This is a genomic window from Thomasclavelia ramosa DSM 1402, from assembly GCF_014131695.1.
Lineage (GTDB): Bacteria > Bacillota_I > Bacilli_A > Erysipelotrichales > Coprobacillaceae > Thomasclavelia > Thomasclavelia ramosa.
The window spans coordinates 3,047,315-3,065,523 of record NZ_CP036346.1 but is presented as its reverse complement, the minus strand read 5'-3'; the positions used below and the strand labels follow the sequence as shown (position 1 = coordinate 3,065,523).

The following is an 18,209-nucleotide window of genomic DNA, read 5'->3' as shown; positions in this document are numbered from 1 at the left end:
TACCATTGCTTTTTATTTTCTATGTTATAATAATAAGTATGAGGTGGAAAACGATGAAAGAAAACTTTTTATGGGGTGGTGCTTTGGCTGCGAGTCAGTGCGAAGGTGCGTATAATCTCGATGGTAAGGGATTAAGTGTTAGTGATGTAATGCTTGCAGGAAGTAAGACTAAAAAACGAAAACGGACTGATGGGATTGTTGCTGGAGAATATTATCCAAGTCATGAAGCAATTAATTTTTATCATTACTATAAAGATGATTTACAATATTTTAAAGAAATGGGCTTTAATTGTTTGCGAGTGTCAATTGCTTGGTCACGTATCTATCCTAATGGTGATGAGCTAGAGCCGAATGAAAAAGGGTTGCAGTTTTATGATCAATTATTTGATGAGATGTTGAAACTAGATATTGAACCAGTGGTCACATTATCGCATTATGAAATGCCTTATTATTTAAGCAGGCAGTACAATGGCTTTTTTGATCGGCGGTGTGTTGATTATTTTGAACGTTTTGCTATTACATGTTTCAAAAGATATTCTGCTAAAGTCAAATATTGGCTAACTTTTAACGAGATTAATGGAATGATCACCAATCCTTATACTGGAGGTGGTGTGATTGCAAAAATTGATAATAATTATTTACAAACCGTTTTGACTGCATGTCATCATATGTTCTTAGCAGGAGCAAAAGCGGTTAAAGCTTGTCATGAGATTATTCCTTCTGCTCAAATTGGCTGTATGATTGCCTTCTTATGTGGTTATAGCGCTACATGTAAACCCGATGATGTAATGTTTAATCATAATTTTATGGATGTAAATATGTTTTTTACCGATGTTCAGGTACGAGGGAGATATTCAAATAAAGCATTGACATGGATGTCACGTTATGGAATTGAATTACCAGTCATAGATGGTGATGAAAAAATCTTAGAACAAGGAAAAGTTGATTATATTGGTTTTAGTTATTACCAGAGTATTACGATGTCAAGTGATATTTTAGATAATCTTGGAAGTGGCGGAAATCTTTTTAGTGGAGCTAAAAACTCATATATTAAAGTAAGCGAATGGGGCTGGCCGATTGATCCTAAGGGACTTAGAGTTTCTTTGAATTACTTATATGATCGTTATCAAATTCCGTTATTTATCGTAGAAAATGGACTAGGAGCAGTCGATGAAATTAGTAACGATCATCAAATTCATGATAATTACCGAATTGATTATTTGACGCAACATGTTCGAGAAATGAAAAAAGCAGTAGACTTAGATGGAGTTGAGTTGCTTGGGTACACTTGGTGGAGTCCGATTGATATTGTAAGCTATTCAACTGGCGAAATGAAAAAACGTTATGGATTTATTTACGTAGATAAAGATAATGATGGAAATGGTACTTTAAAACGTTATATTAAAGATTCATTTTATGTATATCAGGAAATTATAAGAACAAATGGTGAGTGTGTTGATGAAAAAAAACGTTATACTTTAAATAGTCAATTAAAGGATGTTTTGGAAATAAAAGGGCTTAGAGAAATTATTAAATTAGTTAGTGAAGGAAAAGTTACTGACCTTCAATTAAAACTAGGGGGACGCTTAAAAATAAATCAATTACTTGATAAATTTGATGTTAATGATAATAATCAAAGATTGATTATAGATTTACTGAATCGTTTAGAGGCTAAATAATGAAAATGTCCGGAATAATTAACCGGACTTTTCTATTTATTCAATAATATAAGCATTAATGATTTGGCCATAATAAGCCGTGTGTAAATCTTTATTTGCTCCATAGAATGAACTATCAACATCTTGAGGATAAAAACGTTCTAAATTGTTTGGAGTAATTGCATTTTTATCTTGTACTTGTTGATAGACAATTTTACATTCAAGTGTCAAAGGAAGCTCTTTAATACCTGGAACTGATATTTTATCAGGATCTTCTAAAGTAGGCCCAAGTTCTTTAACTTTATCAATATCTCTTCCTGATTTCGTACCGCAAACCCCTAAAATTTTCTTATCAAAAGCACCTAAAGGAATATTGATTGTAAATTCAGGATTTTTTTCTATCTGTTCTTTAGTGAAACGATGTTCTCTTACAAAAACAGTAAATAATTCTGTTGCTCATTCAATTCCTAAGGTTCCCCAGGAAATTGTCATACTATTGACTTTATCATCAACTTTAGTTGTTAAAAGAACGCCAGTTTGAACAGCTTCCATAATTTCTTTAGCATAATCAAATACATTTATTTGTTTTTTCATCTAATTAGCCTCCTTGTTATTTTAATAACTATATGATAAATTAGAACTAAATTAATAACAAGTATACACTTATAAGTAAGATACTATCTAAAAGGAGAGTAAAAATGAACGATGAAGTAAATGTAAGACCATTTGCATATGCAATGTCTTTGATCGATGGCAAATGGAAAATGCACATATTATTTTGGTTATGGAAAAAACAAGTACTACGATATAGTGAGTTAAAACGTGCATTAGGAACAATTACACATAAAATGCTAAGCACTCAGTTAAAAGAATTGGAAAAGGACGACTTGATCATTCGCAATGAGTATCCGCAAGTCCCGCCTAAAGTTGAATATTCATTGTCTCCACGTGGTTTAACATTGATGCCGGTGTTAGAATGTTTATGCAAGTGGGGACATGAACACATTAATGATGGAGATAATCATGGATAAAGAATATTATTCGATAGGTGAGATTGCAGAAATTTGTAATATTCCGATACGGACCTTACGTTACTATGATGAAATCGGGCTATTAGTCCCTGAAAAAAGGGATATTGAATCAAGCTATCGTTATTACGCTAGACATCAGATATTACAAGCTAATATTATTAATCAATTTAAGATTCAGGGGTATTCAATTAAAGAGATTAAACATCAGCTTGCAAATAATTCCGTTTCTTTGAGTGAAGAAACCTTGAATCAAAAACATGCTGAATTAAAAAAAACAATAGCTGAATTAAATAAATTAGAGAAACGTTTAGGATTCTTTTTGGAGTGTCTAAAGTATCAAGATCATCAGTTGCATTTACAATTAAAGGAAATACCGGAAATTTATATTGCTTATGTTCGTCAACAAGGTTTAGCAGACCAAGCAGCCTTTATGCGTCGATTTAGTGAATTAAATACTTTATGTCGTAAGAATAATTTAGAGCCGATAGGAAATATAATGGCGCGTTATTATGATGATTATCAGCAATATGATCCCGATTGTGCTGATATTGAAGTTTCTATTCAAATTGATTTAAATCATGAAATTGGTGGAGTAGTTAGAAAAGAACCTGGTTATTTATGTGTTTCTGCTCTTCATTATGGGCCTTATCGAGATGAATATAAGACTTATACTCTTATGATGGAATGGATGAAAAAAAATAATTTAGTAATGTGTGGGCCAGCATTAGAATATTATTTAATAGATCCTATCTTTACTAATGATGAAAATGAATTTGTGACTGAACTAAGAATTCCTGTAAAAAGCATTTGACTCTCTAGTTACTAGAGGCTTTATAATAAATTTGAGGTGATTAGATGATACATTTAGTATATTTAGACAATAAAGAAAAAGTCTTAGAAAAGATTATGAGTGGCAAAAAAACAATGATAATTCGAGGAGCAGCAGGACGCAAGATTCCTCATAGTAGAGTATTCAATGACGAAGTATTATATTTCATGGAAAAAGGAACTAAAAAAATAACAGCAAAAGCAAGAGTAGTTAACGTTTTAAATTTTATTAAATTAAGTGAAGATGAAATAAATGAAATATTATTAAAGTATCAAGATAAATTAGATTTAACGCCAAAACAACAAGTTCGCTGGCATAAAAAATGTTTGTGTTTAGTTGAATTTACAGATGTAGAAGCAATTAAACCATTAGATTTTGATCATCAGGGGAATATGGATGATTGGTTGATTCTTGATAGAATTGAAGATGTTGTAGTAGGAACGAGTATCCCCTACAACTATAATAATGCTAGATTTAAGTAAACTGCCGGAAGGGTAGTTTTTTTTAAGAAAATTTTTAAGGATTATTAATAACAATAAATTGGTAATAATGATAGAATAAGTCATATTGGGGGTGTGAAAATGAAAGATAAATTAAAAAACTTTAAACATCTCTTTTTTAAAATCCTAAAATTTGAGATTTTCTATAAATTTGCAATATTCCTAATTATCAGTCCATTGATTAATAAAATTCTTCAAATATATTTAAATAATAATTCCAGCGGAGCTGCATTTAACCAATACATATTATTTAATTTCTTAAATCTTGAAGGGATTACAGTTGTTTTAATTATTATGATGATGGCAGTAATTGCAATTGGATATGAATTTAGTGTACTGATCAATATGATTACTTTAAATAAGCAAAATAAAGATTTTCGAATTTATGAGGTAATGAAAACCTCGTTATTAAATTTGAGTTGTTTAAAGCATCCTAGTAGTATTTTAACAGGAATATTCTTTTTATTTATTTTACCATTAGTGCATCTTGGTTATATAAACTCATTGATACCAAGTTTAAAAATTCCTAATTTTATTTTTGGAGAATTGAGCTTAACTTTTCAAGGGAATATTTTAATATGTTTAATCTATGGATTGTATTTTGGAATTTATGGATTAATGTTTTTTGTACCGGTTTTAATGATTTTAAAAAAAGAAAATATTATTAAAGCCTTTAAAGAAAATATAAAGTTCCATAAATTATTGACATTAAAAGAACGTATTTCATTAATTGGAATAATGGGTATTTGGATCGTTCTTGAGAATGGATTAATTCAAATATTACCAGATGCTTTAATAAAAAATGCGGATTTTAATCGTTATTTTTTAAAGAATTTAATTATTTCTTCGAGATTTAGAATTTATTTATTGGAATACATCATATATACATTAATAATCATGGTCTTGATGATTGTTTTCTATCAATATTTAATAGGTGTTATGGGTAAGCACGAGCCTGAACTATTGAAAGTAAAGGTGGATTTAGAATTTAATCGCTTATTTGACCGAACTTTATTAAAAGCACAAATTCATGGTAATCGTTTTTTTCAAAGCTTGGATAAATATTTTTTTGAAACACATTTTTATCAAAAGTATCGTGGGATGATCAACCTTGTTTTTTGGCCCTGTATGTTTATCTTGATTACTTATCTTTTTCCTAATTCAATATATATTTTATCAGCTATCTTAATTGTTGTTTTGTTGATGTATTTTGCTGCTAGTATTATTATTCGTTATGAAAAAAGAAAAAATGGTCAGGAATTTGAAGATGATAGTGGTTTGCTGTTTTTGCCTTATCGCTTAATTAAACGAACTTTAAATAATTCTCGCTTATATAATCATCATCCTAGAATGGTTACAGCACTCTTAGCTTTTATTTCTGTTTGTCTAGTAGGTATGTATTTAGAACAACCGTTGATGCTCCATCATCCATGGGTAATCGGTCATCGTGGTTCAATTTACGGGGTTGAAAATACAGATGGAGCTATCATGACAGCAGCTGATAAAGGAGCGGATTATGCAGAAATTGATGTGCAATTATCTAAAGACGGGGTTCCTGTTGTGATTCATGATGCAGATTTGTCGCGATTGGCACATAAAGATGAAAAAGTAAAAAATATGACTGCTAAACAATTAAGTGAAACCTTGGTTTATCATAACGAATACACTGATAAAATTCCGACGCTAGATCATTTGATTAAAAAGTTAAAAAAGAATAGCACTAAAATGGGACTTTTGATTGAGTTAAAAGTTGAGGGCGGTAATGGAGAAAAACTAGCTAAAAAAATTATTGATGTTATAGAGAAAAATGATTATCAAAAGCAGGCTATCTACATGTCGCTTGATTTAGATACTGTTCAATATCTTCAAAGTCAGCGTCCTGAATGGTGGATTGGATATTGTATTTATGGTAGTGCTGGAGATATTGAAGGATCATTATGGAACCAAGGTATCGACTTTTTGGCGATAGAAGAAAATCGAGCTACAGTGAGTTTTGTAGAAAAGGCTAATCGTAATTGGGTTCCTGTTTATGTATGGACAGTAGATGATGAAAGTAGGATGATACAGTATCTTGAACTTGGGGTTAGTGGAATCATTACTAATTATCCTAATCGGGGGAGAAAAGCAGTCGATAAATTCAAAGAGAATAATTATCAGTATTATTATCATCATGGGTCAGGATATCCTGATAGTTAAAACTAGATTGCGATCTAGTTTTTTTTCTAACAGTTTTGTAAGGTTGGTTAAATTACTAGGCTATCTTAAGAGGCGATAGTATAATGAATAAAAGGAGTTGAAGAGAATGAAAATCATGATAGTTGAAGATGATTTGATCTTGGCGCGTGAATTGCAATTATTATGTGTTAAGTGGAATTTTCAGGCAAAGTATCTTGAGGATTTTAAGCATGTAGATCAAGTATATTGTACATATCAGCCGGATTTGATTTTATTAGATATTAATTTGCCTTTTTATGATGGTTTTTACTGGTGTCAAAAGATAAGGGAAAATTCCACAGTACCAATATTATTTATTTCTAGTCGAGAGCAAAATGCTGATAAAATTCTGGCACTGTCAGCTGGAGGCGATGATTATATTGAAAAACCATTTGATTTAGAATTGCTGTTGGTGAAAATAAAAGCAATATTGAGAAGAACTTATGAATATAAACATTTGGAAAAAGAATATCTTGATGAGGATACCTCTTATGATATTGTGAGGGGGCGATTTGTATATCAAAATAAAGTTTTAGAATTGACTAAATCAGAAGGTAAGATAATGTCGACACTATTAGGGCAACGAGGCAACTGGGTAACCAGGGAACAGTTGATGATGACATTGTGGAATACTGATGAATTTGTTACTGATGCGACTTTATCGGTTCATATTTCACGTCTACGAAATAAATTAAAGGAATTAACGAATGGAAAAGATATTATTAAGACGAAAAAGGGAGTAGGTTATTATATTGATTAATTATTTAAAAGAGAAATTACGGCCTATTGTAGGTGGAATGTTAGTTTTAGTATTTATTAATATTTATTTTTTATATTTGTGTGGTAGTCGCTTATATTTAAGTGATCTGGTTTATTTGGATGTTATTTTAATTTTTATTGGGATTACGATCTTTATTTATGGAAATGTGAAATACCGAGCAGTTGAAAAAATAATGAAAACTAATAATTTTTTGACCACAAAGGAATTAAAAAGCTATTTATCGTTGCAAGCACTTAGTGTTATTGAGCAAAACGATTTATATTATCATGAAGAAATTAATCACTTAAGTACTCAAATACAAGAATTATCGGATTATATTTCTAGATGGTCACATGAAGCTAAGTTGCCGATTGCTTCAATGCGCTTAATGAATGAACGTAATCAAGATCTAGTTTTAAAAAAACAAATGCGTTTAACTATTGAACAAATTCAATTATTATTAAATACAATGTTAATGTCTAGTAAGCTTAGAAATCCTGTGAATGATATTAAAATAGAGAAAGTTTTTTTATCTCAAGTTATTAAGGAAGCGATAAAACATCAATCTTATTTCTTAATTAATGATCATTTTAAAATTAATTTAAAGGTAGAGAATGAGTATGTTTATAGTGATCGGCGCTGGTTAACATATATGCTGGACCAGTTCATTACCAACTCGATTAAATATAAACAAACAGAACCAAATTTGACTTTTTATATTAGAGAAGATCATGATGGATTAGAACTTATTGTTGAAGATAATGGAATCGGAATTGCATCGGAAGATGCTCCATATATATTTGACCGTGGCTTTATCGGTCATAATCTTCGTGATGGAGACTATCGCTCAACGGGAATGGGTTTATATTTTGTTAAAGAGATAGCAGAGAAGTTAGGCATTAAAGTTATCTATGATAATACTTTTTGCTCAGGAAGCCGCTTTAAATTACAATTTGAAGATAATGCAGAATATTTCATGCTAGATTACTAAAATGTAAGATTATAGAGCTAACTGTTAGATAAGCGTTAGGATTTTTTCTTGATTAGTTGGTAAACTTTAGTTGTAATCTAAGGAGGAATTAAAAATGAGAAAGATTGTGGAAATAAAAAATCTCGTTAAAAGTTATGGTGGTAAAGATTATCAGACTAAAGTATTAAAAAATATTAATTTAGACATTTATGAAAATGATTTTATTGCAATTATGGGACCTTCTGGAGCAGGTAAATCGACTTTATTAAATATGTTATCAACTTTAGATAAACCAACTCGTGGTGAAATCATTATTGATGGTGAGGATATTACAAAGGTTAATAATAAGCGGTTGTCGAAAATTAGACAGGAGAAAATTGGTTTTATTTTTCAAGATTATAATTTATTAGATAATATGACTTTACAGGATAATATTGCTTTACCGTTGAGTTTAAATGGAAAGAGAAGCCGTGAAATTATTGAAAAGACTAAACAGATGGCCTCTTTATTTGGATTAAGTGAACATTTAAATAAATATCCTTATCAATTATCAGGGGGACAAAAGCAGCGTGGTGCCAGTGCACGAGCATTGATTACTAATCCACGGATTATTTTTGCTGATGAACCGACAGGAGCATTAGATTCTAAATCAAGTAAAGATTTATTAATTTCTTTGAAAAAAGCGAATGAGTCAGGCAATGCAACGATTTTAATGGTAACTCATGATGCTTATAGTGCCAGCTATGCTAAACAGGTTTATATGCTTAGTGATGGAGCAATTAAATGTCGCTTAAATCATAGTGGTGAGCGACAAAAGTTTTATGATGAAATTTTAAGCTTACTAGCTTCGATGGGAAGTGAACAAGAATGAGTTTATTTAAATTAGCTTATTCAAATTTTAAACGCAGTGTCAAAAATTATGTTGCTTTGATTATTTCTTTATCGTTTTCAATTTTTACGTTTTTTAATTTTCAAAATATTGTTTTTTCTAATGCGATGGATGTTTTAAAAGAAAAAAACAGTGATTATATTGCAATTATTATTCAAGTTATTTCTATTGTTTTAATAATTTTTGTCTTCTTTTTTATCTGGTATGCGACAAATGTTTTTTTATCACAGCGTAAAAAAGAAATTGGAATTTTTACTTTTATGGGACTGGATAATGTAAAAATTGGTAAGATGTATGTAATTGAAGTTGCGATGATTGGACTTTTATCATTAATTATTGGCCTAGGGAGTGGAGCGCTTTTTTCTAAACTTTTTACAATGTTGTTATTACGCTTATCAGATATAAGCGTGGATGTTTCATTTAGTTTTAGTATTATTCCTGTATTACTGACAACCGCTTTATTTGTCACGATTTTTGCTATTATGATTATTAAAGGCTATATTAACATTTTAAGAAGCAGTGTTTTAGATATGTTATCAGCATCAAAACAAAATGAATTACGTGAAGAAAAAATAATTATTACTTTATTAAAAGTGGTAATTGGGGTAGTTTTGATTTGTGGTGGCTATTATGCTGCGATGATGGTTGGTGATATGTCTTCGTTTATCTATATATTTTATGCAGTAGTTTTGGTTGTTGCTGGAATCTATTTTCTATATAATGGGGTAATTCCGTTTGTAATTAAAAAGTTAGCTCAAAACAAAAGTTATCTATATCAAAAAGAACGCTCATTGTGGGTCAATAATTTAGCATTTCGTTTAAAAAAGAATTATCGTGCTTATGCAATGGTAACGATTTTAATGATTTGTTCGGTTACCGTTTTAGCAACCTCATTTGCAATGAAACAACGCTACGATAATATCAGTCATTTTAGAGATACTTATACTTATACTGTGATGGCAAATAAAGCTCTTGATGGCAACCAAATTGCTCAAAAAATCAGTAGTAATAATGAGCTCAACTATCATAATAGTCTAAACTATATTGCCTTAAATGCAGATATGGTTAAAAGTAAATATCTATATAATCAGTATGGTGTAGTTTCATATAGCCAGTTAAAAAAAGCCGCAAAAGAGGCTAAAATTGAATTTGATATACCAAAATTAGATGATCAGCAAGTAGTTAATTTGACGAGATTATATTTACTTGATATCTCAGATCCTGAAATTAATCCGGTGATAGAAATTGCAGGTGAAAAATATCAAATTGTTGATGAAACTGCAACATCATATTTAGGATTATTGCAAGAAAATATTAGTACCTATATTGTTAGTGATAACACATATGAAAAGTTAAGAAATTTTGGACAAGAGTTTTATATGTATAACTATCAAATAAAAGATTCTAATAATTATCAAGCATCGATTGATTATTTAAATAGTTTGGTAAAAGATGGACCTGTAGATTATGTGAGTTATTTAGCCAATGATCCTAATGGTGGGGATATTGCTTGGGTTCGAGTAATGTACTCTATTTGTATTTTCTTGTTTTTAGTATTCATTTTAGCTAGTGGAAGTATCATTTTTATGAAATTGAGTAATGAGGCTTTTGAGGATCGAGAGAGATATAATGTTCTAAAAAAACTAGGAATCAGTAAACGAACATTGAGTAGGTCAATTAGAAATGAGATACGTTTTGCTTATTATTGTCCTTTTGTTTTGATGGTACTGTCCTCATATTTTTCTGTTCATGCGCTAGCTAATGTTATGAAGACAGAACTATACACTGTAAATATTGTTAGTGCTATCGTTATTTTAGTAATCTTTTATATAATCTATACTATTTCAGTATTAATGTTTAAAAAGAAAGTATTGAGTGATCATTAAATAAAAGCAGGATGAAGTTTAATTTGTCCTGTTATTTTTTACTAATAAAGCACTTGCAGCAAGCAAGAAAAGAAGATACAAGTAAATTATATTTGGCTATTGAATTGTAGAAATAAAACTAGGGGTTTAATTACATAATTATTATATTTAATAATTATGTTGATAAGCTATTAAGAAAAAACGTTGAAATAATAGAAATATGGTATAATTAAACATATTAACTTGTTAGGAGGTTAAATGATGAAAAAAAAATCAGGTATTATTGAGGAATTTAAGAAGTTTATAACTCGAGGAAATGTTATGGACATGGCTGTAGGGGTCATTGTTGGTGGTGCTTTTACAACAATCGTAACTTCACTTAATAATGATATTATTTCACCGATTTTAGGGATTTTTGGCGGAGTTGATTTTTCTGATTTAAAACTTGTCATGGGGAGTGGTGAAAATGCTCCAGTTTTAAAGTATGGAAGTTTTTTAACGGCGGTGATTAATTTCTTAATTATAGCAATGATTATTTTCTTAATTGTTCGTGCAATGAATAAAATTAATGAAAGTATCAAAGCTAAATTGACTGACAAGGAAGAAGTGCTGGTTGAAACAACAAAAGTATGCCCTTATTGTAGAGAAAAAGTTGCGAAAGAGGCAACCCGCTGTCCTCATTGTACTTCTATTCTAGAAGAAAAAGTTGATTAAGCAGGAGTTGACATGAAAGATATTATAATTAAAAATGCGTATCATGGTAATTTAAAGAATCTTGATTTGACGATTCCTCGGAATAAATTAGTCGTAATCACTGGTTTATCCGGGTCAGGTAAATCAACTTTAGCAATTGATGTTCTTTATCAAGAATGTCAGCGACAGTATTTAGAAGCAATTTCTTTTCAAGGAATTAATAAACCAGGAGTCGAAGTAATAAGAAATGTTTCACCAGCAGTTGTAATTACACAGGATGAAAAAAATAATAATCCTCGTTCTTCACTGGGAACAGTAACAGATATTTACACTGATATTCGAATGATTTATGAAAAGCTAGGAGTTCGTAAATGTCCCCACTGTGGTAAAATGATTGATGCATCATACTGTCATGAAGAATTAGTTCGAGCTGATAATGATTTTACTGTTTATATGTACTGTAATTATTGTCATTATAAGATGGAAAAATTAACAAGATCACATTTTTCTTTTAATAGTGAAAAAGGTGCCTGTCCAACTTGCTTTGGATTAGGTAAAACATTAATACTTAATTTAGATAAAGTACTTGAGCCAAACTTATCTCTTCGCGAGGGTGCAGTTGCATTTTGGCATCATCGTTATAAAGAATATCAAATCGAACAATTAGAAAAAGTATATCGAGAACTGGGGCTTTCAGTGACTCCGGAAACAAAAGTGATTGATTTTAATCAGCAGCAAAGAGTGATCTTATTATATGGAACTGAATCAAAACAGTTTAAGGAACTTTTTGGTAAAATAAAAATAAGTAAGTTTGAAGGAATTATAACTAATTTATGGCGTCGGGTTGAAGAAAAGAAAAATCAAAGTAAAGAAATAAGCAGTTATTTCGATGAACAGGTATGTTCTGATTGTCATGGTGAAAAGCTTAATTCATTAAGTCGTCAAATTACAGTGAATAAAACAGTTATTACAGCAACAACAAAAATGCCTTTGACGGAATTACTACATTGGCTTGAGCAGCTGGAAGCTACTGTTTCAGGACCACAAAAAGAAGCTGTCCAACAATATATAATTGATTTAAAAACAAAAATTCAAAGAATCATTAATGTTGGTTTAGGATATTTGCATTTAGATCGTCAAACAATGACTTTATCTGGCGGTGAGAAACAAAGAATTAAATTGGCAGCGGCTTTACAAAGTCAGTTAACGGGGATAATTTATATTTTTGATGAGCCAACAATGGGATTACATCCTAAAGATACAGCAGGAATTATTAATGTTTTAAAGGAATTGCGAGATCAAGAGAATACGGTGATTGTAATTGAACATGATTTAGATGTAATTAAAGCAGCAGATTATTTAATTGACCTTGGACCTGGTGCAGGAAAGCATGGTGGTCAAATTCTTGCATTAGGAACTTATCACGAGTTGCAAAATAATCCTAGTTCAATAACTGGACAATATTTTGTTAATAAAAAGAAATGTAAAAGAGTATATCGAACAAGTAATCGATATTTTGAGGTGAAAAATGCTCATGTTCATAATTTGAAAAATATTGATGTAACTTTTTTAGTTGATTGTTTAAATGTTGTTACCGGTGTATCAGGGTCTGGTAAAAGTACTTTGGTGTTTGCTGTATTAGCTAAACAGCATTATCGATATTTTGATGATATTATTGCTGTCAGACAAGAAAGTATTACGACGACAAGGCGCTCTAATATTGCTACATATACAGGAATTTATGATGAAATTAGAAAGCTTTTTGGAAGTTTAGAAGCAACTAAAGAAATGGGTTTTACGGCTAAACATTTTTCTTTTAACAGCCAAGGAGGACGTTGTGAAAATTGTGAAGGATTAGGAACTGTTACTAGCAACATGTTATTTTTTAAAGATGTTGAGGTTGTCTGTCCAGTTTGTCAAGGAAAACGTTTCATTCCTGAAATCCTTGCATTAAAATATCATGAACATTCAATTGATGATGTGCTTCATTTATCAGTTGATGAAGGGGTCGGTTTTTTTAGTGATTGTCCCAAAATAATTAAAACTTTAAAAATGCTGCAAGATGTTGGTTTAGGGTATTTAGAATTGGGACAAGTTTTAACAACGCTGTCGGGTGGTGAAAAACAGCGTTTAAAATTGGCAACGACATTACTAACAAACATAAATAAACATAATCTTTATTTAATTGATGAACCAACAATTGGCTTACATCCTCTGGATATTGAGCATTTACTACTTTTGCTTGATCGTATTGTTGATAGTGGTAATACAGTAGTAATCGTTGAACATAATCAGCAGATTATCAATGCTGCTGACTGGATCGTTGATCTGGGGCCAGCGGGAGGAAATGATGGTGGTTATGTAATTGCTGCTGGGACACCAAATGATATAAAGGGTAATGAGAATTCAATAATTGGTGAATTTTTGTAAGAACTTCTACGAAGTTCTTATTTTTATGCATATTATTTGCTTATGCAATAGCTCTGAGGTAGAATAATGTCGAAATATAACAGTGTTATATTTTGGAGGTGACTATGACTACACAAGAAAAAATTATAAATGTTGCGACTCAGGAGTTTTTAAATAGTGGGTATCTTGGTGCATCGCTAAGAAAAATTGCCAAAGCAGCTCATGTAACAACTGGAGCAATGTATGGATATTATAAAAATAAAGAGGCACTTTTTAATGATATTGTTGAAGAAGTGTCTGAGGAATTTAAAAATGATTATTTGGTTGAGGGAATTAATCTTGAGACGATTGATTACATTTATCAAAATTTTGAAGTTTTTAAATTAATCATTTGCTGTAGTAAAGGAACTCGTTATGAAGAATATTTAGATTGTTTAGTAAATGAAAAAACGAAGCAATTTAATGAACATGGTTTTGATGATAAATTATCACATATTATTAATCATTCATATTTATTTGGTGTTTTTGAAATTGTCCGTCATCAAATGACTGAGAAACAAGCTGAGGATTTTGTCAGTGATTTACAAGAATTTTATCAGGCGGGCTGGAATAAGTTATTAGAAAGAAAGGAAATATAATATGGAAACATTAATTGGAATATTGATTCCGTTTATTGGAACGACGGCAGGGGCAGCGTGTGTCTATTTTATGAAAAATAAAATGAACGATTTAGTTCAGAAAGTATTATTAGGATTTGCTTCGGGAGTAATGATTGCAGCTTCTGTTTGGTCACTATTGATTCCGGCGATGGATATGTCAAGTGATTTGGGAAAAATGGCGTTTGTTCCTGCAGCAGTAGGTTTTCTATTAGGAATAGCTTTTTTGCTTTTACTTGATCGTAATGTACCTCATATGCATTTGGATAATGAAGAAGAGGGTCCTAAAAGTCAATTGAAAAAATCAACAATGTTAGTCTTAGCAGTAACTTTGCATAACATCCCAGAAGGAATGGCAGTTGGAGTTATTTTTGCGGGATTGGCATCTGGAAGTCAGGGAGTAACTTATGCGGGAGCTTTAGCTTTATCGCTGGGAATTGCAATTCAAAACTTTCCTGAAGGAGCAATTATTTCAATGCCGTTAAAAAGTTCTGGGTTATCAAAGAACAAATCATTTATATATGGGATGCTATCAGGTATTGTTGAACCGATTGGTGCAGGATTAACTATTTTGATGGCTTCATTAGTAGTACCGATTTTACCATATCTATTAGCATTTGCGGCAGGAGCCATGGTTTATGTAGTTGTTGAGGAACTTATTCCGGAGGCTTCACAAGGGCATCATAGTAATATTGCAACTATTGGTTTTGCTATTGGGTTTGTCGTGATGATGATGTTAGATGTCGCCTTAGGTTAATCTTTACATAATCTTAAGCACAGTTGTATAGTTTCGTTTCTGTAATTAAGTAAAATGAGGTTAAAGAGGTGACAGAAATGAAAAAGAGATTAGGGTTAGGTTTGGGAATGTTTTTAATAACAATTTTATCTAATTTGTCAGGAGTTATGGCTTATAGTGGTAATAGTAATTTACCGGGAAGTGCAATAATTATTGTTTTTGTACCGGTAATGTTAGGAATTATCTATTTAGCTAGTAAGGGTGAGGTTAAATAACTAAAACTTTACATAGAATTAAAGCAGGGATGATATAATTTTAAATGAGAATATTAGATAATTTAGCTATGGTATAGATGGATTGGTTATAAAATAATGCTAAGTCCTTTATGCACACTATAAAATTTTGATTAAAAGACTAATCATATCTTATACCTGCTCTATTTGAATAACTTTCCCTATGTATATGAAAGATGAGGCAACAGCCTCATTTTTCATATTTCATAAATTCCAAAATTTAACATTTTGTTAACAAATTGATGATATTATTAGTCTACAAAATAAGTATTATAAAGATAAGGATAAACATATATTTATTAAGGAGGCGGTTTTAATGAACAAATTAGCTTTAGTTGCGATAAGTTTATTTGTAGTTGTAGAAATTCTAGTTGGAGATTGCGTAGTCCAGGGAATTCCTCTTTGGGTAGTTGGTTTAATTGGTTTTAGCCTAATTTGGATGGGAATAATTTGTGTAAAAGAAAAAGTCCAAATCAAAGACTGGTATTAAAAAAAGGAAATTATGATTTCCTTTTTTTTATTTATGTTTAAACATTTCAAATGATGAAGCAATTAATAAAAATAGCATACCTGTGTGTACCCAGAAAATTGTATAATCAAGAACACCATGTAATAGAATAACTGCAATGCATGAAATTACAAGGGCGACATAACGGAGATTTAGCTTTTCTTGATAGACCTTAAATAATCTTTTACAATTATCAAACATATAAGGAACAAGAGTAGCAACGCCAACGACACCAAATGATAAAATCGGATCAAGATAGACGCTGTGAGCATGTTGAGTGACATGACCACCATACTGTTTAAAAATCATCATATATGTCATTGGGCCTTGACCAAAGAGCGGATGGGCTTTGATTCCTTCAATTGCAGCATGCCAGATCTTTGTTCTTACAGTAAAGTTATCAACTAGTTTTTCAATTCTTGGGAACTGTTCAGGATTAAAGATAAAATAAATACCACCAATGATACAAAGTAGCCCAATTAAACTGCAAATCCGGTAATTTTTATTGATGATCAAGAATACTAACATTGCTCCAGCGGTTGCAACAAAAGCGGTACGACATCCAGTCATATATAATAAAAAGAAATTAAGGCAGGCAACGATAAAATAATAAAGCTGTTTTTTGACATTTTTAGTACCAAATATTTTATATCCAATCATCATGATGGTAAATTCAATCATCATGGCATAGTAATTAGCATTGAAGAAAACAGAATTAAGACGATTTTCACGTCTGCTAAATACTTTTAAAGTAAAATGATCATAACCTAAACGATCGAGAATTTGAATTTGTTCAAATAGTCCATAAATGGCCCATAGAATCGATAATGCAATTAACATATCTAAAATAAATTCAAAAGTATCTTCATTGATATATTGTCGATAATATAACATTAGTGAAACAAAGATAAAGATAAGTGCGACACATCCTACACCAATCCAATTTTGATAAATTAAAGAAATAGCTAATGTTAAAAGCATAAAAATTATTAAATATTTAGATTTTGGGGTACTTTTAAACGCATTTATAATTTTTTTAGTGTACAATAGGTATAATGTTTCAAGTAATAAAAAAGGTACACAAATATAAAATGGGGTAGATAAACTAAGGGCGGTAGCAATAATCATTAATTGTTCCTTAGTAAAACGTTCTTTTAATGAATTGATAAATTTCATAATAGACCTCCAAGTACTGTTACTATAGCATAAATATAAAATAGACACAAACAAAGGAGATATAATGAAAAAGTATTTATATGTTTTTAACTATCCCCCAGAAGATAAAGAATTATGTGCTTTAGAATTTAGAACATTATTTAAAGATGAATTTAAGAGTAAATATTATTTATCAAATAAAGATTATAGTGTTGATAAAAGTGTTTTTGTAAAAGCAAAGCTCGATCTTTGGGGAATAGATGCTGATTTTAATAAACTAATCGAAAAAGTGGCTGCGCTGCATAAAGATTACCAGAATTTTAAAGTAATATATTTAAAAAATGAAGTTACTCATGTTGACTATCAAGAAAGTTTACTTAGGTGTAAAGATATTTCTTGGGGTATTGCAGGAAGTGTTAATATGTCTAGACCGCAACATACTATCGCGATTACAAAATTAGAAGATCAATGGCTTTGCGGTTATTATCATCATGGTGTTCCGTCTTGGCAAAAACACGATGATAAACCTAATACTTTTTCTAATTCTTTAGATATCCGGTTAGCTCGAACTTTAGTTAATTTAGCAGCTGGAGATAATGATCAGGTAACGATCGTTGATCCTTGTTGTGGTATGGGGACAGTTGTTCTAGAAGGACTCGCTTTAGATTTAGATATTGAAGGATTCGATATTTCCAGGGAAATATCTTGGCAAGCACGTAAAAATTTAAAGTATTATGGTTATGATGAGTATTTGATTAATAAGGTGAGTATTCATGACTTACAAAAACATTACGATGTTGCAATCATGGATATCCCATATAATTTATATACTCCAATAACTTACGAAGAACAGTGTAGAATGATTCAGTCCTCGCGAAGAATTTGTGACAAAATGATTATGGTAACTTTTGAGGAAATGAGTAAAGAAATAAATCAAGCTGGCTTTTTGATCATTGACGGCTGCTTACGTAAAAAGACAGAATATGTTAAATTTGGACGCTATATTTATATTTGTATTTAATAAAAGCAACATTTGGTTGCTT

The 18,209-nt window shown here is 30.6% G+C and carries 18 protein-coding genes and 1 pseudogene; 16 read left to right on the top strand and 3 right to left on the bottom strand.

Annotated elements, in window-relative coordinates; all coding sequences use genetic code 11:
• Nucleotides 1-53 precede the first annotated feature (53 nt).
• Nucleotides 54-1,679, top strand: coding sequence for a family 1 glycosylhydrolase (locus tag EYR00_RS14620; RefSeq protein WP_154670629.1), 1,626 nt, complete (start codon nt 54-56; stop codon nt 1,677-1,679).
• A 36-nt stretch (nt 1,680-1,715) separates the two neighbouring features.
• Here the strand turns inward: EYR00_RS14620 and EYR00_RS15665 are convergent.
• Together EYR00_RS15665 and EYR00_RS15660 are read right to left on the bottom strand one after the other, a co-directional pair.
• Nucleotides 1,716-2,093, bottom strand: a pseudogene (locus tag EYR00_RS15665) (flavin reductase); the annotation flags it as partial.
• 21 nt (nt 2,094-2,114) lie between these two features.
• Nucleotides 2,115-2,252 (bottom strand): hypothetical protein, encoded by a 138-nt coding sequence (locus EYR00_RS15660; protein ID WP_003539424.1) that lies wholly within the window; start codon nt 2,250-2,252, stop codon nt 2,115-2,117.
• A 104-nt stretch (nt 2,253-2,356) separates the two neighbouring features.
• Here EYR00_RS15660 and EYR00_RS14610 point away from each other — a divergent pair, with 104 nt between their 5' ends.
• The 14 genes from EYR00_RS14610 to EYR00_RS14545 all read left to right on the top strand — a co-directional run bounded on the left by EYR00_RS14610 (nt 2,357) and on the right by EYR00_RS14545 (nt 15,993).
• The gene (locus EYR00_RS14610) at nt 2,357-2,689 is read left to right on the top strand and encodes a winged helix-turn-helix transcriptional regulator (protein WP_003539425.1); all 333 of its coding nucleotides are present in this window, start codon (nt 2,357-2,359) and stop codon (nt 2,687-2,689) included.
• Complete coding sequence (locus EYR00_RS14605) at nt 2,682-3,500, top strand: MerR family transcriptional regulator (protein ID WP_003539426.1); 819 nt, start codon at nt 2,682-2,684, stop codon at nt 3,498-3,500. Before EYR00_RS14610 ends, EYR00_RS14605 begins: the two co-directional genes overlap by 8 nt.
• A gap of 44 nt (nt 3,501-3,544) precedes the next feature.
• Entirely contained in the window at nt 3,545-4,000 is a 456-nt protein-coding gene (locus tag EYR00_RS14600) for a hypothetical protein (RefSeq protein WP_003539427.1), read from the top strand.
• 99 nt (nt 4,001-4,099) lie between these two features.
• Nucleotides 4,100-6,214, top strand: a complete 2,115-nt coding sequence (locus EYR00_RS14595; protein ID WP_003539428.1) for a glycerophosphodiester phosphodiesterase family protein — start codon at nt 4,100-4,102, stop codon at nt 6,212-6,214.
• A gap of 106 nt (nt 6,215-6,320) precedes the next feature.
• Nucleotides 6,321-6,992, top strand: coding sequence for a response regulator transcription factor (locus EYR00_RS14590; protein ID WP_003539430.1), 672 nt, complete (start codon nt 6,321-6,323; stop codon nt 6,990-6,992).
• Nucleotides 6,985-7,983: a sensor histidine kinase gene (locus tag EYR00_RS14585; RefSeq protein WP_003539431.1), complete on the top strand. Its 999-nt coding sequence runs from the start codon at nt 6,985-6,987 to the stop codon at nt 7,981-7,983. The genes EYR00_RS14590 and EYR00_RS14585 overlap by 8 nt, the downstream gene beginning before the upstream one ends.
• Nucleotides 7,984-8,077: 94 nt before the next feature.
• On the top strand, nt 8,078-8,833 hold the full coding sequence (locus tag EYR00_RS14580) for an ABC transporter ATP-binding protein (protein ID WP_003539432.1): 756 nt from the start codon (nt 8,078-8,080) through the stop codon (nt 8,831-8,833).
• The gene (locus EYR00_RS14575) at nt 8,830-10,737 is read left to right on the top strand and encodes an FtsX-like permease family protein (RefSeq protein WP_003539433.1); all 1,908 of its coding nucleotides are present in this window, start codon (nt 8,830-8,832) and stop codon (nt 10,735-10,737) included. The genes EYR00_RS14580 and EYR00_RS14575 overlap by 4 nt, the downstream gene beginning before the upstream one ends.
• Before the next feature lie 240 nt (nt 10,738-10,977).
• On the top strand, nt 10,978-11,430 hold the full coding sequence (mscL, locus tag EYR00_RS14570; RefSeq protein WP_008792661.1) for a large conductance mechanosensitive channel protein MscL: 453 nt from the start codon (nt 10,978-10,980) through the stop codon (nt 11,428-11,430).
• Nucleotides 11,431-11,442: 12 nt separating this feature from the next.
• Nucleotides 11,443-13,839 (top strand): ATP-binding cassette domain-containing protein, encoded by a 2,397-nt coding sequence (locus EYR00_RS14565; protein ID WP_003539435.1) that lies wholly within the window; start codon nt 11,443-11,445, stop codon nt 13,837-13,839.
• 104 nt (nt 13,840-13,943) lie between these two features.
• Entirely contained in the window at nt 13,944-14,456 is a 513-nt protein-coding gene (locus tag EYR00_RS14560; protein WP_003539436.1) for a TetR/AcrR family transcriptional regulator, read from the top strand.
• Between the two features lies 1 nt (nt 14,457).
• Complete coding sequence (locus EYR00_RS14555) at nt 14,458-15,231, top strand: ZIP family metal transporter (RefSeq protein WP_003539437.1); 774 nt, start codon at nt 14,458-14,460, stop codon at nt 15,229-15,231.
• Nucleotides 15,232-15,308: 77 nt separating this feature from the next.
• Nucleotides 15,309-15,485 carry a hypothetical protein gene (locus tag EYR00_RS14550; protein WP_003539438.1) on the top strand — a complete coding sequence of 59 codons (177 nt, stop codon included), beginning with the start codon at nt 15,309-15,311 and terminating at the stop codon, nt 15,483-15,485.
• Nucleotides 15,486-15,819: 334 nt separating this feature from the next.
• Nucleotides 15,820-15,993, top strand: coding sequence for a hypothetical protein (locus EYR00_RS14545; RefSeq protein ID WP_003539439.1), 174 nt, complete (start codon nt 15,820-15,822; stop codon nt 15,991-15,993).
• Between the two features lie 27 nt (nt 15,994-16,020).
• Here the strand turns inward: EYR00_RS14545 and EYR00_RS14540 are convergent, their stop codons facing one another.
• The gene (locus EYR00_RS14540) at nt 16,021-17,187 is read right to left on the bottom strand and encodes an O-antigen ligase family protein (RefSeq protein WP_003539441.1); all 1,167 of its coding nucleotides are present in this window, start codon (nt 17,185-17,187) and stop codon (nt 16,021-16,023) included.
• Between the two features lie 64 nt (nt 17,188-17,251).
• Here EYR00_RS14540 and EYR00_RS14535 point away from each other — a divergent pair, with 64 nt between their 5' ends.
• The gene (locus EYR00_RS14535) at nt 17,252-18,187 is read left to right on the top strand and encodes a TRM11 family SAM-dependent methyltransferase (RefSeq protein ID WP_003539443.1); all 936 of its coding nucleotides are present in this window, start codon (nt 17,252-17,254) and stop codon (nt 18,185-18,187) included.
• Nucleotides 18,188-18,209: the final 22 nt, after the last annotated feature.

Excerpts from the sequence above, each read along its gene's own strand:
- EYR00_RS14590 (WP_003539430.1), top strand. The coding sequence starts at position 6,321 with ATGAAAATCATGATAGTTGAAGATGATTTGATCTTGGCGCGTGAATTG.
- EYR00_RS14595 (WP_003539428.1), top strand. The coding sequence starts at position 4,100 with ATGAAAGATAAATTAAAAAACTTTAAACATCTCTTTTTTAAAATCCTA.
- EYR00_RS14560 (WP_003539436.1), top strand. The coding sequence starts at position 13,944 with ATGACTACACAAGAAAAAATTATAAATGTTGCGACTCAGGAGTTTTTA.
- EYR00_RS14620 (WP_154670629.1), top strand. The coding sequence starts at position 54 with ATGAAAGAAAACTTTTTATGGGGTGGTGCTTTGGCTGCGAGTCAGTGC.
- EYR00_RS14565 (WP_003539435.1), top strand. The coding sequence starts at position 11,443 with ATGAAAGATATTATAATTAAAAATGCGTATCATGGTAATTTAAAGAAT.
- EYR00_RS14535 (WP_003539443.1), top strand. The coding sequence starts at position 17,252 with ATGAAAAAGTATTTATATGTTTTTAACTATCCCCCAGAAGATAAAGAA.
- EYR00_RS14605 (WP_003539426.1), top strand. The coding sequence starts at position 2,682 with ATGGATAAAGAATATTATTCGATAGGTGAGATTGCAGAAATTTGTAAT.
- EYR00_RS14610 (WP_003539425.1), top strand. The coding sequence starts at position 2,357 with ATGAACGATGAAGTAAATGTAAGACCATTTGCATATGCAATGTCTTTG.
- EYR00_RS14600 (WP_003539427.1), top strand. The coding sequence starts at position 3,545 with ATGATACATTTAGTATATTTAGACAATAAAGAAAAAGTCTTAGAAAAG.
- EYR00_RS14555 (WP_003539437.1), top strand. The coding sequence starts at position 14,458 with ATGGAAACATTAATTGGAATATTGATTCCGTTTATTGGAACGACGGCA.
- EYR00_RS14575 (WP_003539433.1), top strand. The coding sequence starts at position 8,830 with ATGAGTTTATTTAAATTAGCTTATTCAAATTTTAAACGCAGTGTCAAA.
- EYR00_RS14540 (WP_003539441.1), bottom strand. The coding sequence starts at position 17,187 with ATGAAATTTATCAATTCATTAAAAGAACGTTTTACTAAGGAACAATTA.
- EYR00_RS14550 (WP_003539438.1), top strand. The coding sequence starts at position 15,309 with ATGAAAAAGAGATTAGGGTTAGGTTTGGGAATGTTTTTAATAACAATT.
- mscL (WP_008792661.1), top strand. The coding sequence starts at position 10,978 with ATGAAAAAAAAATCAGGTATTATTGAGGAATTTAAGAAGTTTATAACT.
- EYR00_RS14545 (WP_003539439.1), top strand. The coding sequence starts at position 15,820 with ATGAACAAATTAGCTTTAGTTGCGATAAGTTTATTTGTAGTTGTAGAA.
- EYR00_RS15660 (WP_003539424.1), bottom strand. The coding sequence starts at position 2,252 with ATGAAAAAACAAATAAATGTATTTGATTATGCTAAAGAAATTATGGAA.
- EYR00_RS14580 (WP_003539432.1), top strand. The coding sequence starts at position 8,078 with ATGAGAAAGATTGTGGAAATAAAAAATCTCGTTAAAAGTTATGGTGGT.